Origin of the sequence: Parasphingorhabdus sp. (assembly GCF_039968395.1) — a bacterium.
Taxonomy (GTDB): Bacteria; Pseudomonadota; Alphaproteobacteria; order Sphingomonadales; family Sphingomonadaceae; genus Parasphingorhabdus.
Genome location: NZ_JBDVPV010000001.1, coordinates 676,142 through 701,642, shown reverse-complemented (window position 1 = coordinate 701,642; position 25,501 = coordinate 676,142). Strand labels below are relative to the sequence as shown.

Sequence of the window (25,501 nt, the reverse complement as noted above, 5' to 3'; positions counted from 1 at the left end):
AAAGGCTCCCGATTTTGTAAGAGATTTATTGGAGCACTTCTATGGCGACGAACTGGACGCCAAACGGCTGGAGAAATTTTGAAGGGCTGCAAATGCCTGACTATCCCGATGCTGCAAAGCTCGCGGAGACCGAACAGTTATTGGGCACATACCCACCTCTGGTTTTTGCAGGCGAAGCCCGCAGCCTGAAACAGGATCTGGCCGAAGTCGCTGAAGGCAAGGCCTTTCTGCTGCAAGGCGGAGATTGCGCCGAAAGCTTCGCGGAGTTTCATCCCAATAATATTCGCGATACCTTTCGGGTCATTTTGCAGATGGCGGTGGTTCTGACCTATGCGTCCAAACTGCCCATCGTAAAGCTGGGACGTATGGCAGGCCAATTTGCCAAGCCGCGTTCCGCACCGACCGAAGTGCAGGATGGCGTGGAAATGCCAAGTTATCGTGGTGACATTATCAACGGAATCGAGTTTGACGCCGCCCGGCGTGATCCGGATCCGGACCGGATGGTACGCGCCTATAATCAGGCGGCGGCGACGCTTAACCTGCTCCGCGCCTTTTCAACCGGCGGTTATGCGAATCTCCAGCAAGTTCATGGCTGGACTCACGATTTTATGTCGCGCAGCCCATGGGCCAAGAAGTTCGAAGAAATGGCGGATCGCATTGGCGAAGCTCTGTCCTTCATGGAAGCTTGCGGTATCAATCCCGATACCGTTCCCCAGCTCAAGGCGACGTCCTTTTACACCAGCCACGAAGCATTGTTGCTTCCCTATGAAGAAGCGCTGACCCGGCAGGATTCGCTGACCGGCGACTGGTTTGATACCAGTGCACATTTCCTCTGGATTGGTGATCGCACGCGTTTTGAAGGATCGGCCCATGTCGAATTTCTGCGCGGGATCGGGAATCCGATTGGCATGAAATGCGGACCGTCGCTTGAACCAGATGATCTGCTTAAAATGCTCGATACGCTCAACCCTGCAAGGGAACCAGGCCGAATCACCCTGATTTCCCGCTTCGGCCATGACAAGGTAGAAAGCGGACTGGCTCCGCTGGTGCGTGCAGTCAAGAAAGAAGGCCATCCGGTCATCTGGTCGTGCGATCCTATGCACGGCAATGTGATCAAGGCGGACAGCGGATATAAAACCCGGCCATTCGAACGCATTTTGGCAGAAGTACGCGGATTTTTCGCTGTTCATCGCGCCGAAGGGACATTCGCTGGCGGAATCCACTGCGAAATGACAGGCCAGAATGTTACTGAATGTACTGGTGGTGCCGTCGCGATAACGGACGCGGCGCTGGGCGATCGATATCACACCCATTGCGATCCAAGGCTGAATGCAGCACAATCTCTGGAGCTGGCCTTTTTGCTGGCAGAAATGCTCAATCAAGAACTTTCAGACCGCGCAAGGGAGGCTGCCTGACCATGGCTGACAAGATCAAAACTGAACGCATGCGGCCAGAAGACTATGCACCGGGAGAATCACCGATGAGCAGAGGCGCAACTTATGTACGCAAGGAAATCGTCCGCAACGGAGTCGGGTTTGGCAGTGCACTGGCCATTGTCATCAGCTTTACGACCCATAAATCGATCGTCTGGGCAATCATCCATGGATTTTTGTCCTGGCTCTACGTGATTTATTACGCACTTACGCGGTAGTTTCGCATCTATTTGCAGTAAGCTGCACGCCGGATATCCGGCCCGCTCGCATTGTCGCTGGCTATTTTCAGGCCGCCATATTAGTCTTTGATTATCGTCGGTAACGATTCCGGGAGCGCCATGATCCGTTCAGCATTTCTGATTGCCATTTCGGTGGCCGTTCTTTCTGGCTGCAGCGGGCCTATAGAAACACGGGTAACGACGCATAGCGTGGCCCCTCTGCCTCAGCCTGAAAAATATGGTTTTGGCGACGTTTCCGATCAGAGCAATGAACATTATGAAACGGCTCGAAACCTCGTTGGCGCGGCCCTGAAACGCAAAGGGCTTCAGATGGCTGACGATGCTCCGATGCTGGTCGATATCGGACTGGCTGAACGTCCGGCTTCGATTTCCGTTTCGGTGGGAGAAGACAGTGATACGGCGATTGTGGCAGCGCAGAAGGAAAAGAAACCCCTCCAATCATGCGATGATAAAGAACATCGACTGACCGTCTCTATCGTGGATCGCGCGACAGGTCAGATGGTCTATTCCGGTACGGCGGCAGAATATCATTGCAAGGGGACGATCAGCGATTCTCTTCCTCACCTTGTCCGGGGGGCGATGTCAGATTTCGGGAATGCCCCCAATTCAGATGTGGAAAATTTTATACGCACCAGAGCCGGTGTAGAATAACCAGCTAATCAGCAATTTCAGGAGCAGCCGGGAGCAGCACCGTAAACCGCGCACCGCCATCTCTCGCATTCTCTGCTCGCACCGTTCCGCCATGCCGCTTGATGACCGTCTCAACGAAATTGAGGCCAAGTCCCGTTCCCTTGACATGACCATGTGCCATCCGGTCATCGCTGGTAAATCGCTGGAATAATTGCCCGAGCATATCTTGCGAGATACCGTTGCCCTGATCGGAAATTTCGATGGAAATGTGGGGTTGCTGATCGATGTCAATCGCGCGAAGGACAATGTTCACCACGCCCTTGTCGGGGCTGTATTTTATCGCATTGTCGATGAGATTGACAAAAGAACGATGCAAGCTGGATGGCTCGCCAAATACAAATGCACCGTCCAGCTGATTATCGACCGTACATTTAATCCCGCGCGCATTGGCCAGCGGCCAAAGACTGTCATTTGCTTCGACCACCACTTCCGACAGCAGTACATCCTCGCCCATGAATTCACTTGATTTGATCCGTGCCAGACCGACAAAATTGTCGGCCAGAGCCAGTGTTCGGCGTGCATGGCCTTCGATGCGAAGCTCGGTTTCGCCATCAGCCTTCCCATCCAGCAAGGCGAGAATTGCGGCCTGGGGTGCCCGCATGTCATGCGAAAGAAGCTCCAGAACTTCCTCCCGTTCCTCTGCCGCCTGCGCGACCTGCGTGATATCGGCCAGATAATGAATATGTCCGCGCAGCTCGCCATCGTCGGAAAGGATATTTGCCCGGCGCATCGCAAACACCTCATCATTCAGGGATGTAAATTCCACATAATCCTGCTCCTGTGCTTCCGTTTTCAGCGACAGATACGCTCTGACATCGGCAAGATCTTCAAGCGTGACAAATCGGTCCAGCATGTCATCCAGAGCCAGATCTTGGTCCCCGCTACCAGGGGCCGCTTCCAGGCCGATCTGTGCGAGCTTGTTCACAAATTTTACCTGCCCCTGAAGATCAGTGATAAACATCGGATCCGGCAAGTTCGATAGAGCGTCCCAGATAAACCGGCGCAAATCGCGCAAATGACCGATGGCATGCGTAAGTTCTTCGGCCTGGCCGGTCACCAGATCCACAGGGCCAAGCGGCGACGGCACCACCGGAATATCGACCCGGCTATCCCGGAAGTTCTGCAGTTCCTCATCCATAAAATCACTGGTCGCCTGCAAGCGTCGCCAACCCCAGATCGGATAGACCAGAACCAGACCAACCAGTGCCGCTCCTGGCGCAAACCAGATATGCAATGTCAACAACAATGCGGTCGATCCCAGAATCAGCGCAATCAGGCCCAACGATACGAAGATCGTCGTGCGCGGGCGCCAGCGCCAGAAGCCAATCAGCAAAATCCAGACGGGGACAAGCGAAAGTGCCAACTGCTGCCAGAACGGCAGCGGCACAATGAAGTCGTCCCGTTCCAGAGCACCCAGCAGATTTGCCATGATTTCAACACCGTCCATCGATCCGCCATCGCCCAGCGGAACGGCGTGCCGATCGCCCAGACCGCTGGCGGTGGAGCCGATAAGCAAGGTCTTGCCTTCCAGAAAAGCTGCGGGAACCTCGCCGTTCACGATCGATGCATAGGAAATGGCGGCGAACGCGCTGCGTTCCGAATAGGGCAGCAACAACGGTGTGTCGCAGGGATCAAGTCGCCGAAAAGCGGGAGATGCATTGCCGTGAATATGGCGGTAAACCTGCTCCATCAGATGCGGCCAGCCCTTGGCGCCTTCCCCGGTTCCCGCAAAACACAGCCCCGTTCGACGAACCACTCCATCGGAATCGAAAACCAGATTGACATGGCCAAGCGCTTTGGCTGTTTGAGAAAATCCGGTCAGCGGTTCTTTGACATCAAATTCGGCTCCATCCCTGCCCGGAAAAACAAAATGAAGCGGCAGAAAAATCGCCTCGTTACGCGCCATGGAGTCGGCGAGCATCTGATCATTTTCAGACAATCCTCGTTCGCTCAGCAAGATATCGAATGCGATTGCCTTGGGGCGTGTCTCTGCCAATCGGTCAAAAAGCGCAGCATGACGATCTCTCGACCAGGGCCATTTGCCAAAGCTCGCCAGGCTGTCTTCGTCGACCCCGATAATCAATATATCTTCGGATGCAGTCGGGCGATCCCATCCTGACAGTTGATCATAGAGCAGATTGTCAAATCGTGACAGGCTGCTCCAGAAGATCAGAAGGGCCATCAACAGCGACGAAATCACGGCCACGGCCGCCCATTCTATCCCAAGACGCCGGCGCAGTTTCACAGAATTCAAATTCTCCGGATCAGAATGCCGAAATCAGCAAGAACACTGACTTAGCCAGCGACTGTCAATTTTTCAAACTCGGTCCATTTCTCTACCGGCTCCGGGTCTTCCGGATCGCCAGAGAATTGCGTGACACCAATGCGCCAGAAATAGTCGCCATCCGGCAGGTCTGACAATGTCAGCACATCTTCCGTCAAGCCAGCCTCGTCGATCATCGGCAACGCTGTCTTTTCACCGGGAACAAGCTGGAAACGGTAGAGACGCTTGCCCTTGCCCTCGCCGGCCCATTTAAAACGATAGCCAAAATCGCCCTGCCCGGCTGTTCCGCCGATTGTACTCAAGACCCGTTTGAACGAAAAAGTCGTCGGCAGGCCTTCAAATCCGTTCGCAGCCACTGAAGTGGCCTTGCCGAAATATCGGCCATCGGGAATGGCAGGCAATTGCATTACAGCCGCAGTACTGTTCTTCTCGTCAAGTATATCGACAAATCCGGCATCTGATGAAATCAACATCCGATAGCCCTTGATCTCGCCGGTCTGGCTGGCCGCATTCTGGAATTCAAAACGCAATTCCGGGTCGGATTGAACCTTTGCAGGTTCGACAAGTTGCGGTTCGTCGAGCAAATTTGCAGTCAGCAATTCGCCGGTCACAGTCGCTGCTGCTCCCTGGCCGGCGGGAACGGAAACAGAATTGGCTGCGCCCACTTCCTGCCCTGCGGCGACATCAACGCTTCCTTCCACGGTTTCAGAATATGCCGTCCCGCTGTTTTCATCCACCCTGATGCGGTAATCGGTCCCGCGAACGGCGGATACCGCAACCGGTGTTCGGACACGATAACGATCCTGTTTCCGGTCAAAGGGAACCACTTTTGACCGCACGCGTCCGTTATTGACAGAAAATTCATAGTCAACGCTGTCAGTCAGCAAGATATGCCGAAGTCGTGTGATCCTGACCCGGCTGTTCGATGGCATGGAAATCCGGGAACCGTCTTCGAGGCTGAGTGTCACGAAACTGCCCGCCGCGGTGGTAATCTGGCTGCCCTCCGCGATATCCAGGCCTTTTGCGGGCGTAAGCTGCCGGCCATCAGACGCGATCGAAACCTTCCCCCGAAAAGCGCTCAGGCTGGCCTCTGTGGCCCGATATTTCAGCAAGCGGAACGGGATCGTGACTTTCTTGCCAATGGATATCTTGCGCGGATTGGCAATGCGGTTTTGCCGCTGCACGATCAGATAGTCTCCTTGCTTGCGAAAATATTTTTCCGCCAGCTCGTAAAGCGTGTCACCGCTTTTGAAGACATATTCGACCCGGTCACCATTGCTTGCGGGTTGAGCCATCGCTCCGCTGGCAAACAGCGCCAGGGGAAGGAATACAGCATAGCGTGTGCGTGGGGCCGTGATCCTGTGATTTCCGGCAGCAACCATAGCTATCCTCCGTTGCCAAGTGTCTCCAGTCGATATCCATAACCGAAAACCGTGAAAATCCGAAATCCGTTTTCGGGAGAAAGCGATAGTTTCGATCTGACCCGGGAAACATGCATGTCCAGGGTTCTGGTGGTAAGATGCGCATTGGTCCGCCAGACAGTTTCCATTATGTAGCGCCGCGACAAGGTTCGGTCCCGATTGCGGAACATCAGATCGGTCAATTCAAATTCCTTGGCAGTCAGAGCAATCTCCTTGCCATTGTGATTGACCTTCTGCTCGATCCGGTCGAGCGTATAATCGCCATATTGAACGGAAGTCTCCATCGCCGAGCCGCCGCTGTTGCGCCGCAAAATGGCGTTTACTCTGGCTGCGATAACGCCGGGATCTTCAGGCTTGGTGATATAGTCATCCGCTCCGGCATTGAGGGCATCGCTGATATCCTGCTTGGCGGTTCGACTCGTCATCATGATAACCGGCGGGCGATCATCGATCGCTTCTTCCATCCATTCCAGAATTTGCATCCCCGTTTTGCCGGGCATGTTCCAATCCAATATGACCAGATCAAATGTATCGCGAAGCAATGCACTTGTCAGCGCGGTACCATCTGCAAAGCCAACGACAACATGGCCCTGGCCTTCAACAATCTTGGTCAAAAATTCGACAATCTCCTGATCGTCATCTGCAATCGCTAAACGCATATCTCATCCCCGTGGCGCTTTGTGACCGACTCATTTTGAGCCTGTTCACACCCGCCCTCAATCCTTCTTGTTTGCTAAACAGTGTTTTAGCGCTGTTTATTTACATTTGGCGAGTCCCATGAACATTGCGTTACAACCCTTTACATCGATGTCAGGGAAATTCTGCTATCCAGATGCTCGAAATCGTCACGCATCTCCTCAACGATGCACAGGCCGGCAGGGAAACCTGCCGGCTTTTTTGTGCCTGACGTCATTTGGGAGTTTGGTTGGGGTGGCAGGATTCGAACCTGCGCATGGCGGCATCAAAAGCCGCTGCCTTACCACTTGGCGACACCCCACCAGTTGACCGCTCCGTTCGTGAGCGAGAGGGCCTGTTATCCGACTTGACCCCGGGGGGCAAGTCCAGTTTCACCCTGTTTTCAGAACAGCCGTTTAACCCAGCCATGCGTGTCTTCCGCCTGCCCGCGCTGGATGTCGACCAAACGCATGCGCAATTTTTCCGTCAGCTGTCCCGGCCCGCCGCTACCGATCGTGAAATCGCCGTTTTCCGAGCGTACGGTTCCAATTGACGTGACCACTGCAGCGGTCCCGCAAGCAAATGTTTCGAGCAGCTTGCCACTTTTGGCATCTGCCTCCCACTGATCAATCGCATAGGGCTTTTCTTCGACGGTCAGACCTTCTTCGCGAGCGAGTGTCATGATTGATTCCCGCGTGATCCCGGGCAAAATCGTCCCTCCCAGCGGAGGTGTAATCAATCGACCATCCTCCATGACAAAGAAAACATTCATCCCGCCCAGTTCTTCAACCCAGCGATGTTCTGCTGCATCCAGAAAGACGACCTGATCGCAGTTGCGCTCTATGGCTTCGGCCTGGGCAACCAGGCTGGCGGCATAATTTCCGCCGCATTTTGCCGCGCCGGTGCCGCCTTGTGCAGCGCGGCTATAGTCTGAAGATACCCAGATCGTCACCGCCGAAGCACCGCTCTTGAAATAGGCGCCAGCGGGAGATGCGATGGCCAAATAGAGATATTCTTTTGCCGGGCGGACACCCAGAAAAACTTCGCTCGCAAACATGAAGGGCCGTAAATATAATGAGCCACCTTCGACGGGTGGAAACCAATCGCGATCAATATCCACCAGCTTTTCAACCGATTCCAGAAACAGCGATTCAGGCAGCTCCGGCATCGCCATGCGGCGCGCAGAGGCTTGAAATCGCCGGGCATTTTCGTCGGGCCGGAACAATGCTGTTGCACCATCAGCCAATCGATAGGCTTTCATGCCTTCAAAAATTTCCTGCGCATAATGCAATACGGAAGAGGCAGGATCCATTGCGATGGTTTCGCGCTTTTGTATACGCGCGTCATGCCAGCCGCGCCCTTCCGTATATCGGATCATCGCCATATGATCGGTAAACAAACTACCAAATCCGGGATTTTCAAGCGCTGCCTGCCGGTCGGTTACGGTTGCCGGACTGTCGCTTTTTTCGATCAGAAATTCCAGATATTCATCATTTGCCATGAACAGCTCCATCCGGTGTGCGATATCAAACAGGCCTGAGCAATATCGACAGTTTATCTTGCAATCCCCTAATCAGCCTGTCAAGATACGTCAACATGGCTGACATATCTCGTCCTTCCGTTTCTCCGGGTGCGTCCCCCCTCTTCCTGCGAGAAGATGAAATCCGGCGCGGTGTCGAACTTTTGTATTTCGGCTATACCCGCCTCACCAATTCCATCGATCAGGTATTGGCCAAGCAGGGCCTGGGTCGCGCGCATCATCGCGCACTCTATTTTATCGCCCGGCAACCCGATCTGACCGTCGGAGAACTGTTGCGCTTGCTCGCCATAACCAAGCAATCTCTGGGCCGCGTGCTCAAGGAACTTCACGAGCGCGATATGGTTGTCACCAAACCAGGCCAGATTGACCGCCGACAAAAATTGTTGCGTCTCACCGACAGCGGCGCTGCTCTCGAAGCTGACCTGTTCGCGCAGCTAAAAGAGAAATTGTCTGACGCCTATGTCAGTGCGGGACAGGAATCTGTCACCGGCTTTTGGCATGTTCTGGAAGGGCTGGTCCCGGAATCAGATCGGCAGATGGTATTCGATCTACGCAAGGACAGCGCCTGAAGATTTCTATTTTCGGGCTTCTTCGGCCATTTCAATGTTGCGTTCCATGGCGGCTTTCAGAACATCCTGCATGAGGATATTGGCCCGCCCATCCGCGTCCATGACATCCAGACCTTTGCGGGTTACGCCATTGGGGCTGGCTACCTGATTGGCGAGAGTGCCGGGATCATGATCTGAACGTGCAGCCAGTTCGGCAGCGCCCTCAACCATGGCTATAGCCAGGCGCGCCGCCTGATCCTGCGGCATCCCCAATTGCTTTGCTCCGCTGGCAAGAGCATCGATGAAGCGGAACAGAAACGCCGGGCCCGATCCCGACAAGGCTGTTGCCAGATGCATCTGATCTTCATTTTCCAGCCATTCCGGCGGACCCAGTGGCGCGAAAAGCACGTTCATGCGATCCTTCAGTGCCGCATCATCATTCTCGGCGATCATGACCATGGGTGACTTGCCAAGCGTTACCGCCATGTTTGGCATGACACGCACAATCGTATCCGCAGCAGGAAAACGATCGCGCAGAATTTCCAGTTCGGTTCCCGCAAGGATTGAAACAAGGCAACTGGCTGGCCCAAGGCGCGGCGCAAGCTCTGGCGCCACGTCATCAACCATGTGAGGTTTGACTGCGAACAGGACCAGATCCGGCGAACCGGTCTCGGGCAAATGATCGCGGGTCTGGATACCATTGTCGAGACGCCGTCCGCTGGCAGTCACAACAGAAAGATTTCCTTGTGGCAGGCCGAGGTCGAGCCAGGCCTGCAGAATCGCGCCGCCCATATTGCCGCAACCAATGACCCAGATGTTATCCGGCCATTCCGGCGTCGCAGTCATGCTTCGCCCTGAGTGTCTACCATGGCGTGCTCAATCGCATCTTTCGGACTTTTGTCACTCCACATCACAAACTGGAATACGGGATAAAAGCGCTCCCATTCATCAATCGCAAGATCCACAATGGACTGCGCCTGATCCAGGCCGAGCAAACCGCTGCCACCCAGCATGATCGCATGGCGGAACAGCAAGATATTATTGTTGGACCAGAGATCGAAATGACCCAGCCATAACTGCTCGTTGATCAATCCCAGAGCTTCGTAGACCGCAGGCGTCTTGTCTTCCGGTACCCGGATATCGGGAAGCAGCAGTAACTGCAGGACATGGTCCTCGTTCCGCCAGATAGCGCGCAATTGGTAGCTTGTCCAGTTGCCCTTGATCTCGACCGAAATCTCTTCTTCGCTGACATGATCCACCGACCACCCGCGCGCTTCAAAAAAAGCGGCGAGCATATCAACCGGCGGCGCTTCTTCCTGGTCCAGTTCGGACCATTGGTCTTCAAGCATGGTGATTCCAAATCAATTGCATAGGAGGCTTAGTGGCCCAGCCTGTCAGGCAGGGCAAGGCAATGGCATGTACGCGCCGATATTGTTTGTGGGAAGACTGTGGATAATAGCATCGGTGCGAAACCATACCAATAGTCTGGTAGATCAGCCTATTTCGTACTGCCGGGTTTTTTCGTGGCCGGCTTTGCAGCGGTCTTGGCTGCCGCAGTTTTCCGCGCTGCTGGCTTGCGGGTCGCGGTTTTGCGGGCTGCCGTTTTACGGGTTTCTGGCCGCTTCGCTGCAGGAGATGTTTTTTCCAGTGCATCCAGTCGTTTCTTCAAGGCGTCGGCTTCAGCCCGGGCCTTGGCCGCCATTTCCTTGACCGCTTCAAACTCGTCGCGTGATACGAAATCCATTCCGCCGAACCATTCTTTTGCGCGTTCGCGCGCACCGGCTTCCGCTTCGCGTCCTACGCCTGCAACGGTTCCAGCCAGTCCGTTTAGGACCTTGGAAAGATCATCAAAAAATCTGTTCTGGCTTTGCATAATATATCACTCCGTTGATGTTCAGTGAGACCGTTGGCCGATCCGAAATCTGGTGCCAGACTATATCTGGGTTCTCGCGGCCGGGACGACAAGGGTTTCGGCACCGGGATTCAAAATATCAATCTGCTTGTTCAATATGCCGGCGAAACACAACCAGGCAAGATAGGGTACCATCAGCCATGCCGCTGCCTTGCGAATCCGCCCGAAAACGACTGTCGTCATCACCGACAGCACAAAGATCGCCACAAGCAGCCAGAAAGCAGCAGATACCTGGTGCATACCGAAAAACAGGGGTGACCAAAAGAGATTCAGAGCGAATTGTGCCAGGAATAAAATGATCGCCAGACCGCGCAGTGGAGCCCCTCTGGCATGCAATATCATCGCAAAAGCCGAGCCGATCATGATATAAAGAATTGTCCAGGCAGCTCCAAATACCCAGCCAGGTGGCTGCGCGTCAGGTTTGATCAAGGCGCTGAACCAACGATTTTCCTCACCAGAACCCGCAAGCTGACCGGACAAAAAACCCAGGATCACAATTACGGGAACGATGAACAATACCCACCGCAGCAATGACATGCGCAATTGCCCTTTTGATGCAATCTGATTCACTTCATGCTTTCCTGTTTTTCGGGTTCCATTGCGAATCGCTCCGCCTGTTTTGCCCTGTTTCGCAACGTATGTAGGCAATCATCTCCGCATTTACCAGCGGGTTCACCATGACGCATGCAGAGCAAAAAAAGGAGAATAATCTGGCGAAATCCGGCAATGACGCCTTGGCATATTCCGATCAGTAACCATCTTGTTATCATATGTTTCAGCTTGTCGGACAGAAGTTCAGTCAACAGGATTGTGACACCCATGTCTGACTGCTAGAGGCCATTGCCATGAACGAAGAGCGAAATGTGACTGAACCCGTCCCGGAATCAACACCGCCCGAACAGTCATCCAGTAACAAGATAAGTAACCTGCGGATGGTCTGGAGCCGCGCAATTGCATATCCGAAGCAAATTGTACTTGCGGCCACATCACTGTTTGTAGCCGCCATGGCAACACTGGCAATTCCGGCAGGATTCAAAACCATCATTGACAAGGGGTTTGCATCCGGAGGCGGCGATATTGCGCCCTATTTCGAGTTGCTGCTCGTTATCGTCGGTGTTTTGGCAATAGCGACGGCCTTCCGATTCTATTTCGTCAGCTGGCTTGGGGAACGTGTCGTTGCCGACATTCGCCTCGCGGTGCAGCGCAATCTGCTGCGCCTCGCGCCAGGCTTTTTTGAAGAAAACCGGCCTTCGGAAATTGCATCCCGGATGACGTCCGACACAGCTGTGATCGAACAGGTGGTTGGAACGACGGTTTCGGTTGCGCTAAGAAACCTTGTTATCGGCATTGGCGGGATTGTTTATCTGTTCACTCTTGCCCCTGCTTTGACAGCCGGTCTGCTGGTTGCCATCCCGGTCATCATTTTGCCCATTGTGTTCATCGGACGAAAACTGACCAATGTGTCACGTTTCAGTCAGGACCGAGTTGCAGATGTCGGTGCAATGGTCGCGGAGACTCTTGGGGCGATGAAGATCGTGCAGGCATTTGGACAGGAAGCTCGCGAGCATCAGCGCTTTGAAGGTGCGGTTGAAGCCACATTTGAAACAGCGAAACGCCGTATCCGCTTGCGTGCCGCCCTGACCGCTGTTGTCATTGCACTGATTTTCTCAGGGATTACAATGTTGATGTGGCGCGGCGCCATGGGTGTGGCCGATGGCAGTATATCTGGCGGAACGATCGCCGCCTTCGTTCTTACGGGCGGACTGGTGGCCGGTGCGTTTGGAGCATTGACCGAAGTTTATGGCGACTTGTTGCGCGGAGCCGGTGCAGCCGGGCGTCTCGCGGAGTTGCTGGTCGAAGAACCCGGTATCGCTGCACCTGCATCGCCGATTGCTTTGCCAGAGCCTCCACGTGGCCAGATATCATTCGACAATGTCACATTTGCCTATCCAACCCGGACCGAGACGGCCGCATTGCAGAATTTCTCACTCAAGGTTCTGCCTGGCGAAACAGTAGCGGTCGTCGGCCCTTCCGGTGCCGGCAAATCAACTTTGTTCCAACTGGCACAGCGTTTCTACGATCCTCAAAATGGCAGTGTTCGCATTGACGGCGTTGCTCTTCCCTCTGCCGACCCGGCAGACATCCGCGAACGCATGGCTCTGGTTCCGCAAGATACCGTATTATTTGCAGCCAGCGCACGAGACAATCTGCGTTATGGCGAATGGGACGCAACCGACGAACAAGTCTGGGAAGCAGCGCGCGCGGCCAATGCGGAAAAATTCTTGCGCGAGCTGCCGGATGGTCTGGACAGCTTTATGGGAGAAGCGGGAACGCGGCTTTCAGGTGGCCAGCGGCAACGTGTTGCGATCGCCCGGGCATTGCTCCGCAACACGCCTATCCTGCTGCTGGATGAAGCCACCTCCGCGCTCGATGCGGAAAGCGAGAAGCTGGTGCAGGATGCGCTGGATAAACTTATGGCGGATCGGACCACCATCGTGATTGCCCATCGCCTGGCCACGATCCGCTCTGCGGATCGCATTATAGTGATGGATGAAGGGCAAATAGTCGAACAGGGCGACCATGACAGTCTGATCGCCAAAAACGGCCTCTACGCGCGTCTGGCGGAGCTCCAGTTCAACAGCGGTGAACTGTCAAAGAGCAGCGTCACCGCGTAACAACACGATTCAAGAGCGTACTCCACATGTTGGAGTTTGGACTCAACGGTGACTGGCGCGCGGCGCGGCTCCGTTAGAATATGTTTGTCTGGTTGCTGGCTATCTGATCAGCGCGGGGCGCATGTCGAAGCAGCAGACAAAAAAAGGGCGGTGTTTCCACCGCCCTTTGAATTTATGTTCCGCAAAGCAGATCGCACCTAGTTAGGCATCCGAGCCGCTTTGTTGAAACTGCCATATTGTTCGTTGCCGACGAAACCGAATTTCGTCACACCGCTATCCTTGATGACCGCGAGTGTACGATCGACGTACAGATATGCAGCAATCGGGTCAGGCTGGAATTGCAATTCCGGTTCCGGAACCATCGATTTGGTCTGTGCCAGATACTGTTTGACCTGGTTCAGCGACACTTCCGTGTCATTCCAGACAATCTGATTGGTCGCAGTGATACCGAGGCGATTCTTGATCGGATCAACGTCAGGTGGTGGTGGTGGATTTGGATCATCCACGGGAAGGTCCAGTTTGACTGCGTGAGTCTGGACCGGGATTGTAATGATGAACATGATGAGGAGAACGAGCAGGACGTCAATCAAAGGCGTCGTGTTCATTTCCATCATCGGGCTGCCATCATCTTTGCCGCCGCTCATTGCCATTAGTGCGTCTCCTTAAACTTTAAATACTATCGCGCTGACGCGTCTATTCGATTGCGATTGGTGTCGACAGGAAGCCAACTTTGGCGAACCCGGCGCGCTGCATTGTATAGATTGCACCACCGATGCATTTATACGGTGTGTTGATGTCGCCGCGGATATGCACTTCGGGCATATCGTCGGCAGTCATATTCTCAACACCGCCAAAAGCTTCGATCTGATCTTCAAGCTGTTTGACAGCCCTGGTGACCAATTCCGTCGAATCCACTGGTGTTGTGTTCCAGTAAACGCGGCAATTCCCGCCGGGATTCGCACCTGCATATTCCGGATCACCGGGATCACGGCCTGCAGAGTCCGTCGTCGTCACAGCCAGCAAAACATTCTCGCGTTTTGTTGTCGTCACTTCAAACGGCAATACCGGCAATGTCATCTCAACCGTCTGGATCACAACCGGGACAGCAATCAGAAAGATGATCAGCAAAACAAGCATCACATCCACCAAAGGCGTAGTATTGATGTCCGATAGCGGCGGAGTATCTGTGCCGCCTCCTGCTCCAACATTCATTGCCATGGAATATTATCCTCTCAAAAACTAGCTATTCCGGAAGAGGCCTGGGCCATCTTCGGAGAGTCGGTTGGCCGGATCACGGGCTCAAAGCCTGAGACTGTGAAACCAGATCCGGCCAGCGACTTATTTCTTCGCAGGCGCAGCCGGCTTGGCAGCAGCTGGTTTCGCAGCAGCGGCAGGAGCAGCTGGCTTAACGCCGCCGTCCGAAGCCATGTAACCAAGAACATCATTTGAAAATGAGCTCAGGTCTTCTGCGATCTTCTTGTTGCGGCCCTGCAGCCAGTTATAAGCCAAAACAGCAGGAACGGCCACAGCGAGACCGAGAGCGGTCATGATCAATGCTTCACCAACCGGGCCAGCAACAGCATCAATCGATGCCTGTCCAGCGATACCGATTTTGATCAGTGCGCGATAAATACCGATAACTGTACCGAACAGACCGATAAACGGTGATGTCGCACCAACGGTCGCCAACCATGGAAGGCCGGTTGCCAGCTTCGAGTTAATCAGATCTTCCGAACGAGCGAGCGATCCGTGGAGCCAGTCATGGGCCTCAACAGGGTCGGTCAGTTTCGCGTGATCATCATCTGCACGAATGCCGTCATCAACAATCTGACGATATGCACTGTTCTTTTCGAGCTTCGAGGCACCTTCACGAAGGCTGCCGGCACGCCAGAAAGTCGCACGCATCGCTTTGCCCTGTTTCATCACCTTGTTCTGCTCGAACAGTTTCGAAAACAGGATGTAGAAAGACGAGATAGACATGGCGACCAGGATCAGGAAGGTAGCCCAAGCAATGGCACCGCCCTGCTCGAGAGCTTCCATCAAACCAAATGCGTTCTGTGGTGGTTCCACCGCTGCAAGAATTTCAATCAACATTTTAACATTCCCCTCAGGATAAGTTTATTTCAATAATTAGGTTTGGCAGCGGATCGACCACCGGGCCGATCCGCCATGATTAACGTTATTTCGGTATCTGCCAGCGAACCGCATTGGAATAGGTACCGGTTGTCGGATTGCCTGCCGCATCCAGCGACGGCCTGAACCGGGCCCTTCTCGTAAGGTTTTTGCACGCAGCCTGATCAAGATCAGCATGTCCGCTTGAACCTGTAATCTGGCAGTTATCAACCCGTCCTTTGGCATTCACCGTAAGACGGAACCGAGTTGTTCCTTCGCGTTCCTCACGCAACGCCCGTGACGGATAGTCATTGGCATTGGCCCATCTTCCCGGGTTACCGCGCGGCTCCGGATTCGCACGCTGTGGCGGCGGAGGAGGTGGTGGCGGTGGAGGTGCCACGACAACAGGCGGTGGTGGCGGTGGTGCCACTGGTTGCTGCTGTATCACCGGTCTTGGAGCCGCGGGCGGCGTCACGATCGGTGGAGGCGTTACCACAGGTGGTGGTTCAATCGGCTGATCTGGCGGTGGTGGAGGTGGCTCCTCCGGCTCTTCAGGTGGTTCCTCTTCCTGGATATCGATCATATCGAGCTCCGACGCTACTTTCTTGACCGCATTATAGGCCAGTCCAGTTACAAGAGCATATCCAAGCAACACGTGAATCAGAACGACAAGGCCGATTGATACGATCTTGCTCGAACTCATCTGTTGGTCAGCATAAGCCATTCAGAAATGTAACTCCTTTTCTACCCTAGGAATGCAAATCGCCCCGAAAGACGACTCCAAAAGGACAAATGGCAAGTTAACCATCGCGATCCCTAGATTCCCCATGGCAGCTTTTCGTTCGAGTGAAAGCCGCCTTCCGAATGTTTTAACGCGCTAGTTGGATGCAGGCAATCGGTTTGTTAATTCAGCATTGATTAACCTGTAAAAAACACAAAATAGCGCGTAACAGTCAAGCCGTCACTGTCCCTTTTTATGGAAAATCAATGCCCCGAACCAGCCTGTTTCTGATCAGCTTCATCATTGCATTAGCCGCTGAATTTCCAGCTTTTTCACAAGAACGGCAACCGGTGGATCCGCTGCAATATGCCGATCTCGCAGACCTTGCTGTCCAGGCTCCGGTAATTGCGCGAATAACAGTTAACAAAGCGATCAAAGTCGACCCTGAAAGGTCCATTGGTGCACCAACTGGAACCCGTCGATTCTATATAATCGGTGCTACAAACGCATTGATTCGGGGTCGTGGCGGGATCGCCGATACGATTCGCTACATCATCGACATCCCGATGGATGCTCGTGGTCGCACACCAAAGCTGAAGAAGCGCGAAATGATCGTTTTCGGGCGACGAGTGCCAGGCAGACCGGGTGAAATCCAGCTGGTTGCGGGAGATGCCCAAATCGCCTGGACGCCTGCACGAGCCTCCCGGATTCGGGATATCGTCAAAGAAGTTGTCGCACAGGATAGTCCTCCGCCAATCAAGCGAATCGGAAACGCGTTTCATGTCCCGGGCACGATTATCGGTGAAGGCGAAACCCAGATATTTCTGGAATCGGAAAGCGGCCAGCCAGTATCGATCACGATATTGAGCCGGGCGGGACAGAAAAAACGATGGGCCGTTTCTCTCAGTGAAATTGTCGATGAAGCAGCCCGGGCACCAATCAGGAATTCGCTATTATGGTATCGGCTGGCTTGTTTTCTGCCGCGCGATCTTCCCGAGGAAGCACTGAACGGTACCAATCCAACAGATTCCAATCGCGCACGCCTTGACTATCGCATGGTGATTCAGGACCTGGGCAATTGTCCGCGATCTCGCAGACCAATAAACAGCAACTGAGCTACCACGCGACATTCGCTGGCAATATTGCAAAGCCGCGTTAATAAGCACCACTCGTATGCACGTGCCGCAAGCGGTGCTGCTCGTCTCAATGTCTGACCTGTTTGACAACAGCTATTCTGGAATTGCCTATGACTTCTCCCCTCCGCATCGCTCTGGCTGGACTTGGCACCGTTGGTTCCGGCGTGATTGAGCTGTTGAACGAAAACAGTCAAATGATCGCTGACCGTGCCGGGCGGCCGATAGAAGTGATCGCTGTTTCCGCGCGGGACAAAAACCGTGATCGGGGACTGGATCTCAGCCCTTATATATGGTCCGACAACGCTCTGGACCTTGCGGCCATATCCGACGTCGATTGTGTGGTTGAAATGATCGGCGGTTCCGAAGGCGTCGCTGTTGACCTTGCCCGAAACAGTCTGAACAATGGCAAGTCATTTGTGACAGCCAACAAGGCCATGATCGCACACCATGGTATGGAACTGGCCGGTCTTGCCGAAAGCAAATCCGTTTCCCTGAAATATGAAGCTGCAGTCGCAGGCGGCATTCCGGTAATCAAAGGATTGCGGGAGGGCGCATCCGCCAATCGCATTGAGCGCGTCTATGGCATCCTCAACGGTACCTGCAATTATATCCTCTCGACAATGGAGCAGCATGGCAGTGATTTCGAAGAGGTCCTGAAAAAGGCGCAAGAACTTGGCTATGCAGAAGCGGATCCCGGATTCGATATTGATGGAGTCGATGCTGCACACAAGCTGGCCATTCTGGCGGCACTCTGCTTTGGCAAGTCGCTTGATTTCGGCGGTGTCGAAACAGCAGGTATAAGAAGCATCATGGCGGCAGATATCGGACAGGCCAAATCGCTGGGATATCGCATCCGCCTGCTTGGCATGGCACGGATTGACGACGGGAAACTGTTCCAGCGCGTCAATCCCTACCTGGTTCCGGAAGATCATCCGCTGGCACATATTAGCGGTTCCACCAATGCAGTGGTTGCAGAGGGCAATTTCTCGGGACGGTTGATGTTTCAAGGCGCGGGGGCCGGTGACGGACCAACGGCTTCAGCAGTGGTTGCAGATCTTGTCGATATTGCCCGCGGCGATTCCGGAGCGGTCTTCGCCATGCCTGCTGAAAGCATGCCTTCGGCGGAACGAGCAGAAAGCGGCAATCGGGAAGGCAAAAGCTACATTCGCTTTGTTGTCGCCGACAAACCCGGTGTTCTGGCAGAAATTACTGCCGCCATGCGGGATGCAAATGTCTCGATTGAAAGTCTGATTCAGACACAGAAAACGGATGATGGTTCGGTCTTGATATCCATGGTGACGCATAACAGTCTGGAACGAGACGTTGCGGAAAGTCTCGAGAAGCTATCGAGTTCGAGCAACATACAGGGCTCGCCCATGGTCATGCATCTTTTGAGCGAGACCGACTGACCAGCGGCCTGCACATATCAAGGCGTCTGATCGAGGGGCTTTGTCAGTGCACGCTTTATATAATCTTCGTCCGGACTTTGAGGTTGGATCGTCGACCACAAGTTCCCCTCAGATCGGTCTACGCCTCCCCCTGCTCCGCCAAATGAAATGGAAACCAAAGGCAATCCCTTGAAACAATTGCGTTCGCTGTAAGTTACATAGCAGCGGGTCTGCTGAACAATCTGCGCATTTCCTTTGGGCAAAGGGTCGCTGACACGAAGTGTCGGATCAACCGCCAGCTCTGGAAACGGCAGGCGATGGGCGCGATTGGGGTCGAAACCGGCGCAGACGATAATCTCATCGGGATTGCTGTTTATCAGACAACCATCAGCATCAACCGCAACAAGTTTCCTGGCATTGGCCAAGAGTTGAAGCGTACGTTCATCAGGTTCCGGATTCTGGGCGTGTCCAATTCCCGGACATAAAATCAGCAAAAGCAGAACAAGGCTTCTCGACATTGTGATTCGCCTCCCCTATCGAGAGTGAAAATTCTGCCCCTTAGAAGAGGACTAGACATTCGGATGCCTGAATCAAGTGATATTTTGGAACGCGTACTGGTTATGGAAATGGTACGAGTCACGGAAGCTGCTGCAATTTCCGCAGCCAATCTGATCGGCCGCGGCGATGAGAAAGCGGCGGATGCCGCTGCTGTCGAAGCGATGCGCGAAGCTCTGAACGGTCTCGATATCTGCGGAACCGTGGTTATTGGCGAAGGCGAGCGAGACGAAGCGCCAATGCTGTTTATCGGCGAAAAAGTCGGTCACGGCTGTGAAGGCGAATCCCCGGAAATTGATATCGCTCTGGATCCGCTCGAAGGAACAACGATTACTGCCAAAGCCGGCCCCAATGCGCTGGCGGTGCTCGCGATTGCAGAAAAAGGCAATCTGCTTAACGCGCCTGACGTCTATATGGACAAGCTGGCGGTTGGCCCTGGCTATTCCCCGGACATTATTGATCTCAACAAGTCCGTACTGGAAAATGTCAGTGCAGTGGCCAAGGAAAAAGGCGTGCAGCCTGCAGATATTATCGTCTGTGTTCTGGATCGCCCGCGCCACGAAAAGATCATTACCGAGCTGCGTGAAATCGGCTGCGGCATCATGCTTATTCCCGATGGCGATGTTGCCGGCGTGATCGCGACGACTGATGAAGAAACAACAGTCGACATTTATATGGGCAGTGGCGGTGCACCCGAGGGCGTTCTGGCGGCAGCAGCTTTGCGCTGTGTCGGCGGACAGTTCAAGGGCCGGCTGACATTCCGCAATGACGACGAACGTCAGCGCGCCTATAAATGGGGCATTGAAGATCTCGACAAGGTCTATGATCTGAAGGAACTTGCAAAAGGGGATGTGATTTTTGCGGCAACCGGCGTGACGGATGGTTCCCTGCTGCAGGGCGTCAAAAAACTGCGTAGCGGAATGATGACAACCGAAAGTGTCGTGATGCGCGCATCTTCGGGCACGGTCAGATGGGTGAAAAGCGAACAGCGGGCAAAATGATCCGGCGCTTTATCGCAATGATCAGATGACCATGCCGGCGGTTCTTCGCACGAGGGCTATCATCCTCGGGCTCACATTATTAGCCACCGCCTGCATTTCGCCTGTTGATTATGGGCCAATCCCGCATTCACAATATGTTGAAGACAAGAGGTGCGATCCCGAGCCTTCAGAGGCCACTGGGTCGGACGAAACGCCATATTTTGTTGTAACCACCCGCTTGCCGGATTGCCAAAATTCGACAATCACGCTGACAAACCATCGCGGCGACAAGACTCGCTACGGTCGTTTTGGTGACCCGCGAATTGGTGAAAAGCAAACCGGTAATGACAAGCTGCCCGTGCCGTTTACGATTTCGAATGAAGACCAATGGTGGTCGGCTCTTTCGAAATCCATGGACAATCGAGAAGGCAGAGCACTTGTCTATGTCCATGGCTATCGCGAGACATTTCGGATAACTTCCAAAGATACCACCCAAATTGCCCGTCTGACAGGCTTTACCGGCCCGGTCATCCAATATAGCTGGCCATCACAGGGCGCACTGCTGAAATATGCTGTGGATGAAACCAACATGTATTGGGACGAACGAAATTTCCGCCGGTTTCTGATGCGTCTGGCTGAACAGAGCTGGACCCGGGAAATTGTACTTATATCGCATTCGCTGGGCGCCCGGCTTATCATTCCGGCGGTGGAATATGTCGACAAGAATTCAACCAATGCAGATTCCAGCAATATTTCAAATATCATTCTGGCAGCACCGGATATCGATCGACAGATTTTTGAACGCGAGATTGCCGAAGAGATTTTGTCCGAACGTCGGATCAGGAACAATCGCCGGATCGTTGTTTATGCATCAGCGAAAGACAAGGCGATTGGATTGTCATACCGCATTCACGGGTATCCAAGACTCGGCTCACCCGACTGTTTTGATCCCTTTAAAAAAGCAGCGCTGGAGCAAATGGGTCATCCGGGCCGCTGTTATGCGACCCTGAGCAGTGCAGATATGAAACCGGAGAAAAGCGGTCTGACGTTGATCGATACCTCCGCAATCAGCGAGGGAGCGACGGGCCACAGCGATTTTCTGCGGAGTGCGGCGGCCTGTCTTGATTTCGCGTCAGTGGTAAACGGGGAACGTAACCGCAGACAGGGTCGCAGCCCAACGCACCTGCCGCATGTTTTCACGCTGGACGCTGTGCCCAAGGATGAAGAACCCGAACATGACACGATCTGCCGACGCCGGCCGTTCGATTGATGAGCGAGGCAACATCACTTGATGATTTGCTGCAGGACGTACGCAGCTGCTCAATCTGCTCAGGCCTCCCCCTCGGCCCAAGTCCGTTGCTCCAAGCCAGTAAGAATTCAAGAATTCTTATCGCAGGTCAGGCGCCAGGCAGCAAAACCCATGCGAAAGGCAGACCTTTCGATGATCCCAGCGGCAAAAGACTGCGCAAATGGCTGGGTGTGACCGAAGAACAGTTTTACGATCCTGACCTGTTCGCCATCATCCCGATGGGTTTTTGTTTCCCCGGTACCGGAAAAGGCGGTGATTTGCCGCCCCGCCCGGAATGCGCGCCCCAATGGCGCCAGCCGCTTCTCGACAGATTGCCAAATCTCGAACTCACACTGATCCTCGGTCAATATGCAATGGACTGGCACCTCGGTGATACGAAATCTCGCACACTGACCCGAACGGTTGAACGATGGCAGGAATTCTGGCCCGGCATCCTGCCCCTGCCCCATCCGAGCCCGCGCAACATACGCTGGTTCAAAGCCAATCCATGGTTTGAGGCGGATGTTGTCCCGATATTGCAAGCACGGATTGCCGAATTGAGCTAGAAAATCCGCATTTCCAGACCAGCAGCCAAAACTCCACCTGTTTCCTTGCATGTTTCCAAATCTGCCACGCCGATTGTCTTGCGAGCCAATATGTCTTCTTCGCTCTGTGCATGGGTACAGATGATCGGCGTATCCACAACTTTTTTCAGCCGCCAGCCGGTTGCAATTCGTTCAAGCTGTGCCCGCGCATTTTCGCCATCTGAACCGGCACAAATCATCGCGGCATAAGGCCGCCCCTCGATCTTGCCGAGCAACGGATAATAGCAACGATCAAAAAACGCTTTCATCACTCCAGCCATGGCAGCAAGGTTTTCCGGAGTTGCAAAAATATATCCGTCGGCTGCCAACATATCCTCAGGCTGACATTCTTCCGCTTTCATCAATATTACATCCACTGCGCCGGCACACCGGGCACCGCCTGTTGCCGCATCAGCCATCTGATGCGTGCCGCCGGTATAGCTGTAATAAACGACAAGAAGTTTTTTCACCGGAATCTCACTGAGCACATATCTCAGATATGCCAGTCCGGCTGAAAATCTTCGACTTTTGCCTGCAACGCGTCGCTGGTATGTTCAAACCCCGGGAATGCATTGACCGGTAATCGCAGGAACACCGCTCCCGAGGCTTCGGCCGGGGGCAAGGTACCAGCCCGGATATTGACCTGCAGGGAGGGCAATATCAATTTTGGAGCTGCCAGAGTTTTGTCGCGAGTGGAACGCATGGCCACGAACTCTTCTTCGCTCTTGCCGCCAATATGAATATTGCTGCGCCTTTGTTCGGCAATGGAGCTTTCCCAGATATATTCATCACGACCCTTTGGCAGATAGTCATGGCAGGTGAATACCCGCATGTTGTCGGGGAACGCGAGAATTTTCTGGATGGAAGCATATAGCGTAGCTGCATCTCCCCCGGGAAAATCACACCGTGCCGTGCCGAAGTCCGGCATGAACAACGTATCTCCCACAAAAATCGCATCACCAATTTTGTAGCAGACACATGCCGGAGTATGGCCGGGTGTATGCACTACCTGAATGGTATTTGTGCCCAGCGGCAAGGTTTCGCCATCACTGAGCAACCGGTCAAATGCAACACCGTCAAACGAAACATCATCTGCTTCAAATATCGGAGCAAAAACCTGCTGGACCTCGGTAATCTTCTCGCCAATTGCCAGTTTCGCGCCCGTTTTGACACGAAGATAATGCCCTGCACTCATATGATCGGCATGAGCGTGAGTTTCCAGAACATAGGCCAGCTGCAGGTTCAGCTCTTCCACTCGCGCCAAAAGGTGATCGGCACTGGCCGTGGCAAGCCGCCCGCTGTTATGATCAAAATCCAGCACCGGATCGATTATCGCCGCCGCTCCGGTTGCTGCATCGTGGATCAGATAACTCACGGTGTTGGACGTCTGATCGAAAAAAGCCTCCACCATCGGCGGGTTCTGGCTGTCATCAATTATAGTCATTCGGGGCACTCCGCCTGAGATTGTTGCACAATTTCCCACGGACCAGCCTGACTGCGAAATATTGCCGCTTGTCAGATTGAAGCAATGCTATACATCCGGGCCATGTCTGCAGTTCTAGATGTCACCCAATCCCTTTCCGGTCAAGAATGGCGCTGGCGCAGTACCAGCGCCGATGCCCGCGATCCGGGATTCAAGCCCGATGATCTGGTCACCCAGCTCCTGCTGGCGCGCGGAGCCACACGCGAAACACTGGAGATTAATCGCGATCCCACCATTCGCGGCTTCATGCCCGATCCTTCGGTTTTTCAGGATATGGACAGGGCGGCAGAACGTATCGCCGACGCAGTTGCTACACAGCAAAAGGTTGTGATTTTCGGCGACTATGACGTCGATGGCGCCACCAGTGCAGCGCTGCTGATCCGGCTGCTGCGCGATCTGGGGCTAGATGCCGGATATTATATCCCCGACCGGCTGATGGAAGGTTATGGACCGTCCGGCGAAGCTCTGGTCAAACTGGGCGAACAAGGCTCCGATCTGGTGGTGACGGTTGATTGCGGAGCGATGGCGTTTGAAGCGCTTGATATGGCGAGCAAGGCCGGTGTTGAAGTCATTGTGGTCGATCATCACAAATGCGCTGCAGAATTGCCGAAAGCTCTGGCGCTGGTGAACCCCAACCGGCTGGACGAGAGCGACGCTGGTGCGGAGCACGGTCATCTCGCTGCGGTCGGCATGGCCTTTCTGCTGGGCGCGGCCATCATCCGCACATTGCGCCAGCGCGACTTTTTCAAACAGCGCGCAGAACCAAAATTGCTGGAACTGCTGGATATTGTTGCACTGGGCACGGTCGCAGATGTGGCTCAGCTCCGCGGATTGAACAGAGCCTTCGTTGCGCAGGGGCTGAAGGTACTGTCCGGTCGGCAAAATCCCGGCATGTCCGCCCTGATAGATGCCAGCCGTCTCAAGCGCGCTCCGATCTGTTCCGATCTCGGCTTCGCTCTGGGGCCACGCATCAACGCCGGTGGTCGGGTTGGCAAATCTGATCTGGGCGTTCGTCTGCTAACCACCCAGGATCGTGATGAGGCGCAATCCATCGCGGCTGAACTCAACCATCTCAATGAAGAGCGGCGAGCGATCGAAGCCCATGTGCTGGAAGAAGCCGAGGCCATGTGTGCGGGGCAGGAAAATCAGGCCGTCGCCGTGTTGTCTTCAAAAGGCTGGCATCCCGGCGTGATCGGTATTGTCGCCAGCCGCATCAAGGAAAAACTGGGGAAACCGGCGATCATCATTGCCGAAGATGAAGATGGCATCGGCAAGGGTTCCGGGCGTTCGATAACCGGCGTCGATCTTGGAGCCGCCATTATTGCCGCCAAGGACAGCGGGTTGCTCGTCGCTGGCGGGGGGCACGCGATGGCGGCTGGCATAACGATCGAGTCCGCAAAGATTGCAGCTTTTGCAGAATTTTTAAACGACCATCTGGCCGAAAATATCAGCGCAGCCCAATCAGGAAGGGCCCTGTTGTTGGACGCAATATTGTCGCCCAAGGGCGTGAACCCGCTGTTCGTCGAAGCCATGGATGGCGCGGGGCCTTATGGCATGGGATGGCCCGCCCCCCGTATTGCCGCGGGCCCGGTTCGGATTATCAAATGCGACATTGTCGGCAAGGACCATGTTCGCATGATTGTCGCGGGCGATGACGGCGGCTCGATCAAGACCATCGCATTTCGGGCCGCGGAAACGGATTTGGGTCAAGCCTTGCTCACCGCACCAAAAAATCGCAAATTGTGGATCGCGGGTCGCGCCAAGATTGACGACTGGGGCAGTCGTCCGGCAGCAGAAATACATCTCGAAGATGCTGCCTGGGCAGACTAGAAACAGG

Annotated in this window: 26 protein-coding genes and 1 tRNA gene; 11 read left to right on the top strand and 16 right to left on the bottom strand. The window is 54.3% G+C overall.

Going from position 1 to position 25,501, the window contains the following annotated elements; all coding sequences use genetic code 11:
• Positions 1-41 precede the first annotated feature (41 nt).
• The 3 genes from ABJI30_RS03380 to ABJI30_RS03370 all read left to right on the top strand — a co-directional run bounded on the left by ABJI30_RS03380 (position 42) and on the right by ABJI30_RS03370 (position 2,323).
• Positions 42-1,415 (top strand): 3-deoxy-7-phosphoheptulonate synthase class II, encoded by a 1,374-nt coding sequence (locus ABJI30_RS03380; RefSeq protein ID WP_348015496.1) that lies wholly within the window; start codon positions 42-44, stop codon positions 1,413-1,415.
• A gap of 2 nt (positions 1,416-1,417) precedes the next feature.
• Positions 1,418-1,651, top strand: coding sequence for a hypothetical protein (locus ABJI30_RS03375; protein ID WP_348015647.1), 234 nt, complete (start codon positions 1,418-1,420; stop codon positions 1,649-1,651).
• Positions 1,652-1,771: 120 nt separating this feature from the next.
• Positions 1,772-2,323 (top strand): DUF4136 domain-containing protein, encoded by a 552-nt coding sequence (locus tag ABJI30_RS03370; RefSeq protein ID WP_348015495.1) that lies wholly within the window; start codon positions 1,772-1,774, stop codon positions 2,321-2,323.
• Between the two features lie 4 nt (positions 2,324-2,327).
• On the opposite strand, the gene ABJI30_RS03365 is transcribed toward ABJI30_RS03370, so the two are convergent.
• From ABJI30_RS03365 to ABJI30_RS03345, 5 genes are all read right to left on the bottom strand, one after another.
• The gene (locus ABJI30_RS03365) at positions 2,328-4,607 is read right to left on the bottom strand and encodes a CHASE2 domain-containing protein (protein ID WP_348015494.1); all 2,280 of its coding nucleotides are present in this window, start codon (positions 4,605-4,607) and stop codon (positions 2,328-2,330) included.
• A gap of 50 nt (positions 4,608-4,657) precedes the next feature.
• Entirely contained in the window at positions 4,658-6,028 is a 1,371-nt protein-coding gene (locus ABJI30_RS03360) for a FecR domain-containing protein (RefSeq protein ID WP_348015493.1), read from the bottom strand.
• A 2-nt stretch (positions 6,029-6,030) separates the two neighbouring features.
• Positions 6,031-6,726 carry a response regulator transcription factor gene (locus ABJI30_RS03355; protein WP_348015492.1) on the bottom strand — a complete coding sequence of 232 codons (696 nt, stop codon included), beginning with the start codon at positions 6,724-6,726 and terminating at the stop codon, positions 6,031-6,033.
• Between the two features lie 263 nt (positions 6,727-6,989).
• A tRNA-Gln gene (locus ABJI30_RS03350) sits at positions 6,990-7,064 on the bottom strand.
• A gap of 81 nt (positions 7,065-7,145) precedes the next feature.
• Positions 7,146-8,243, bottom strand: a complete 1,098-nt coding sequence (locus ABJI30_RS03345) for a branched-chain amino acid aminotransferase (RefSeq protein WP_348015491.1) — start codon at positions 8,241-8,243, stop codon at positions 7,146-7,148.
• 95 nt (positions 8,244-8,338) lie between these two features.
• Between ABJI30_RS03345 and ABJI30_RS03340 the strand changes: the two genes are divergently transcribed.
• Positions 8,339-8,851 (top strand): MarR family transcriptional regulator, encoded by a 513-nt coding sequence (locus tag ABJI30_RS03340; RefSeq protein ID WP_348015490.1) that lies wholly within the window; start codon positions 8,339-8,341, stop codon positions 8,849-8,851.
• A gap of 6 nt (positions 8,852-8,857) precedes the next feature.
• Here ABJI30_RS03340 and proC read toward each other — a convergent pair whose 3' ends face one another.
• The 4 genes from proC to ABJI30_RS03320 form a co-directional block, all read right to left on the bottom strand.
• The gene (proC, locus tag ABJI30_RS03335) at positions 8,858-9,676 is read right to left on the bottom strand and encodes a pyrroline-5-carboxylate reductase (protein ID WP_348015489.1); all 819 of its coding nucleotides are present in this window, start codon (positions 9,674-9,676) and stop codon (positions 8,858-8,860) included.
• Positions 9,673-10,179: a YbjN domain-containing protein gene (locus ABJI30_RS03330; RefSeq protein ID WP_348015488.1), complete on the bottom strand. Its 507-nt coding sequence runs from the start codon at positions 10,177-10,179 to the stop codon at positions 9,673-9,675. The genes proC and ABJI30_RS03330 overlap by 4 nt, the downstream gene beginning before the upstream one ends.
• 149 nt (positions 10,180-10,328) lie before the next feature.
• Positions 10,329-10,703, bottom strand: a complete 375-nt coding sequence (locus tag ABJI30_RS03325; RefSeq protein ID WP_348015487.1) for an accessory factor UbiK family protein — start codon at positions 10,701-10,703, stop codon at positions 10,329-10,331.
• Between the two features lie 60 nt (positions 10,704-10,763).
• Positions 10,764-11,312 carry a TspO/MBR family protein gene (locus tag ABJI30_RS03320; RefSeq protein WP_348015486.1) on the bottom strand — a complete coding sequence of 183 codons (549 nt, stop codon included), beginning with the start codon at positions 11,310-11,312 and terminating at the stop codon, positions 10,764-10,766.
• A 362-nt stretch (positions 11,313-11,674) separates the two neighbouring features.
• On the opposite strand from ABJI30_RS03320, the gene ABJI30_RS03315 reads away from it, so the two are divergent.
• A complete protein-coding gene (locus ABJI30_RS03315) occupies positions 11,675-13,417 on the top strand; it encodes an ABC transporter transmembrane domain-containing protein (protein ID WP_348015643.1) in 1,743 nt (580 codons plus the stop codon).
• 197 nt (positions 13,418-13,614) lie between these two features.
• Here ABJI30_RS03315 and ABJI30_RS03310 read toward each other — a convergent pair whose 3' ends face one another.
• The 4 genes from ABJI30_RS03310 to ABJI30_RS03295 all read right to left on the bottom strand — a co-directional run bounded on the left by ABJI30_RS03310 (position 13,615) and on the right by ABJI30_RS03295 (position 16,253).
• Positions 13,615-14,067 carry a biopolymer transporter ExbD gene (locus ABJI30_RS03310; RefSeq protein WP_348015485.1) on the bottom strand — a complete coding sequence of 151 codons (453 nt, stop codon included), beginning with the start codon at positions 14,065-14,067 and terminating at the stop codon, positions 13,615-13,617.
• A gap of 43 nt (positions 14,068-14,110) precedes the next feature.
• On the bottom strand, positions 14,111-14,635 hold the full coding sequence (locus tag ABJI30_RS03305) for a biopolymer transporter ExbD (RefSeq protein WP_348015484.1): 525 nt from the start codon (positions 14,633-14,635) through the stop codon (positions 14,111-14,113).
• 120 nt (positions 14,636-14,755) lie between these two features.
• On the bottom strand, positions 14,756-15,511 hold the full coding sequence (locus tag ABJI30_RS03300; RefSeq protein ID WP_348015483.1) for a MotA/TolQ/ExbB proton channel family protein: 756 nt from the start codon (positions 15,509-15,511) through the stop codon (positions 14,756-14,758).
• A gap of 85 nt (positions 15,512-15,596) precedes the next feature.
• Positions 15,597-16,253: an energy transducer TonB gene (locus ABJI30_RS03295; RefSeq protein WP_348015482.1), complete on the bottom strand. Its 657-nt coding sequence runs from the start codon at positions 16,251-16,253 to the stop codon at positions 15,597-15,599.
• 263 nt (positions 16,254-16,516) lie between these two features.
• Here ABJI30_RS03295 and ABJI30_RS03290 point away from each other — a divergent pair, with 263 nt between their 5' ends.
• Both ABJI30_RS03290 and ABJI30_RS03285 read left to right on the top strand, forming a co-directional pair.
• Positions 16,517-17,365, top strand: coding sequence for a hypothetical protein (locus ABJI30_RS03290; protein ID WP_348015481.1), 849 nt, complete (start codon positions 16,517-16,519; stop codon positions 17,363-17,365).
• A gap of 131 nt (positions 17,366-17,496) precedes the next feature.
• Positions 17,497-18,795: a homoserine dehydrogenase gene (locus ABJI30_RS03285; protein ID WP_348015480.1), complete on the top strand. Its 1,299-nt coding sequence runs from the start codon at positions 17,497-17,499 to the stop codon at positions 18,793-18,795.
• Positions 18,796-18,812: 17 nt separating this feature from the next.
• Here ABJI30_RS03285 and ABJI30_RS03280 read toward each other — a convergent pair whose 3' ends face one another.
• The gene (locus tag ABJI30_RS03280) at positions 18,813-19,292 is read right to left on the bottom strand and encodes a hypothetical protein (RefSeq protein ID WP_348015479.1); all 480 of its coding nucleotides are present in this window, start codon (positions 19,290-19,292) and stop codon (positions 18,813-18,815) included.
• 63 nt (positions 19,293-19,355) lie between these two features.
• Between ABJI30_RS03280 and glpX the strand changes: the two genes are divergently transcribed.
• From glpX to ABJI30_RS03265, 3 genes are read left to right on the top strand one after another with little or no spacing between them, the layout of a single operon-like run.
• The gene (gene glpX, locus ABJI30_RS03275) at positions 19,356-20,330 is read left to right on the top strand and encodes a class II fructose-bisphosphatase (protein WP_348015478.1); all 975 of its coding nucleotides are present in this window, start codon (positions 19,356-19,358) and stop codon (positions 20,328-20,330) included.
• Positions 20,331-20,355: 25 nt separating this feature from the next.
• The gene (locus tag ABJI30_RS03270) at positions 20,356-21,579 is read left to right on the top strand and encodes an alpha/beta hydrolase (RefSeq protein ID WP_348015477.1); all 1,224 of its coding nucleotides are present in this window, start codon (positions 20,356-20,358) and stop codon (positions 21,577-21,579) included.
• On the top strand, positions 21,579-22,163 hold the full coding sequence (locus tag ABJI30_RS03265; protein WP_348015476.1) for a uracil-DNA glycosylase family protein: 585 nt from the start codon (positions 21,579-21,581) through the stop codon (positions 22,161-22,163). The genes ABJI30_RS03270 and ABJI30_RS03265 overlap by 1 nt, the downstream gene beginning before the upstream one ends.
• On the opposite strand, the gene ABJI30_RS03260 is transcribed toward ABJI30_RS03265, so the two are convergent.
• Positions 22,160-22,651, bottom strand: coding sequence for an NAD(P)H-dependent oxidoreductase (locus ABJI30_RS03260; RefSeq protein WP_348015475.1), 492 nt, complete (start codon positions 22,649-22,651; stop codon positions 22,160-22,162). The two genes, ABJI30_RS03265 and ABJI30_RS03260, sit on opposite strands and share 4 nt — an antisense overlap.
• Before the next feature lie 23 nt (positions 22,652-22,674).
• Positions 22,675-23,625, bottom strand: coding sequence for an MBL fold metallo-hydrolase (locus tag ABJI30_RS03255; protein WP_348015474.1), 951 nt, complete (start codon positions 23,623-23,625; stop codon positions 22,675-22,677).
• 102 nt (positions 23,626-23,727) lie between these two features.
• Between ABJI30_RS03255 and recJ the strand changes: the two genes are divergently transcribed.
• Positions 23,728-25,494, top strand: coding sequence for a single-stranded-DNA-specific exonuclease RecJ (gene recJ, locus ABJI30_RS03250; RefSeq protein ID WP_348015473.1), 1,767 nt, complete (start codon positions 23,728-23,730; stop codon positions 25,492-25,494).
• Positions 25,495-25,501: the final 7 nt, after the last annotated feature.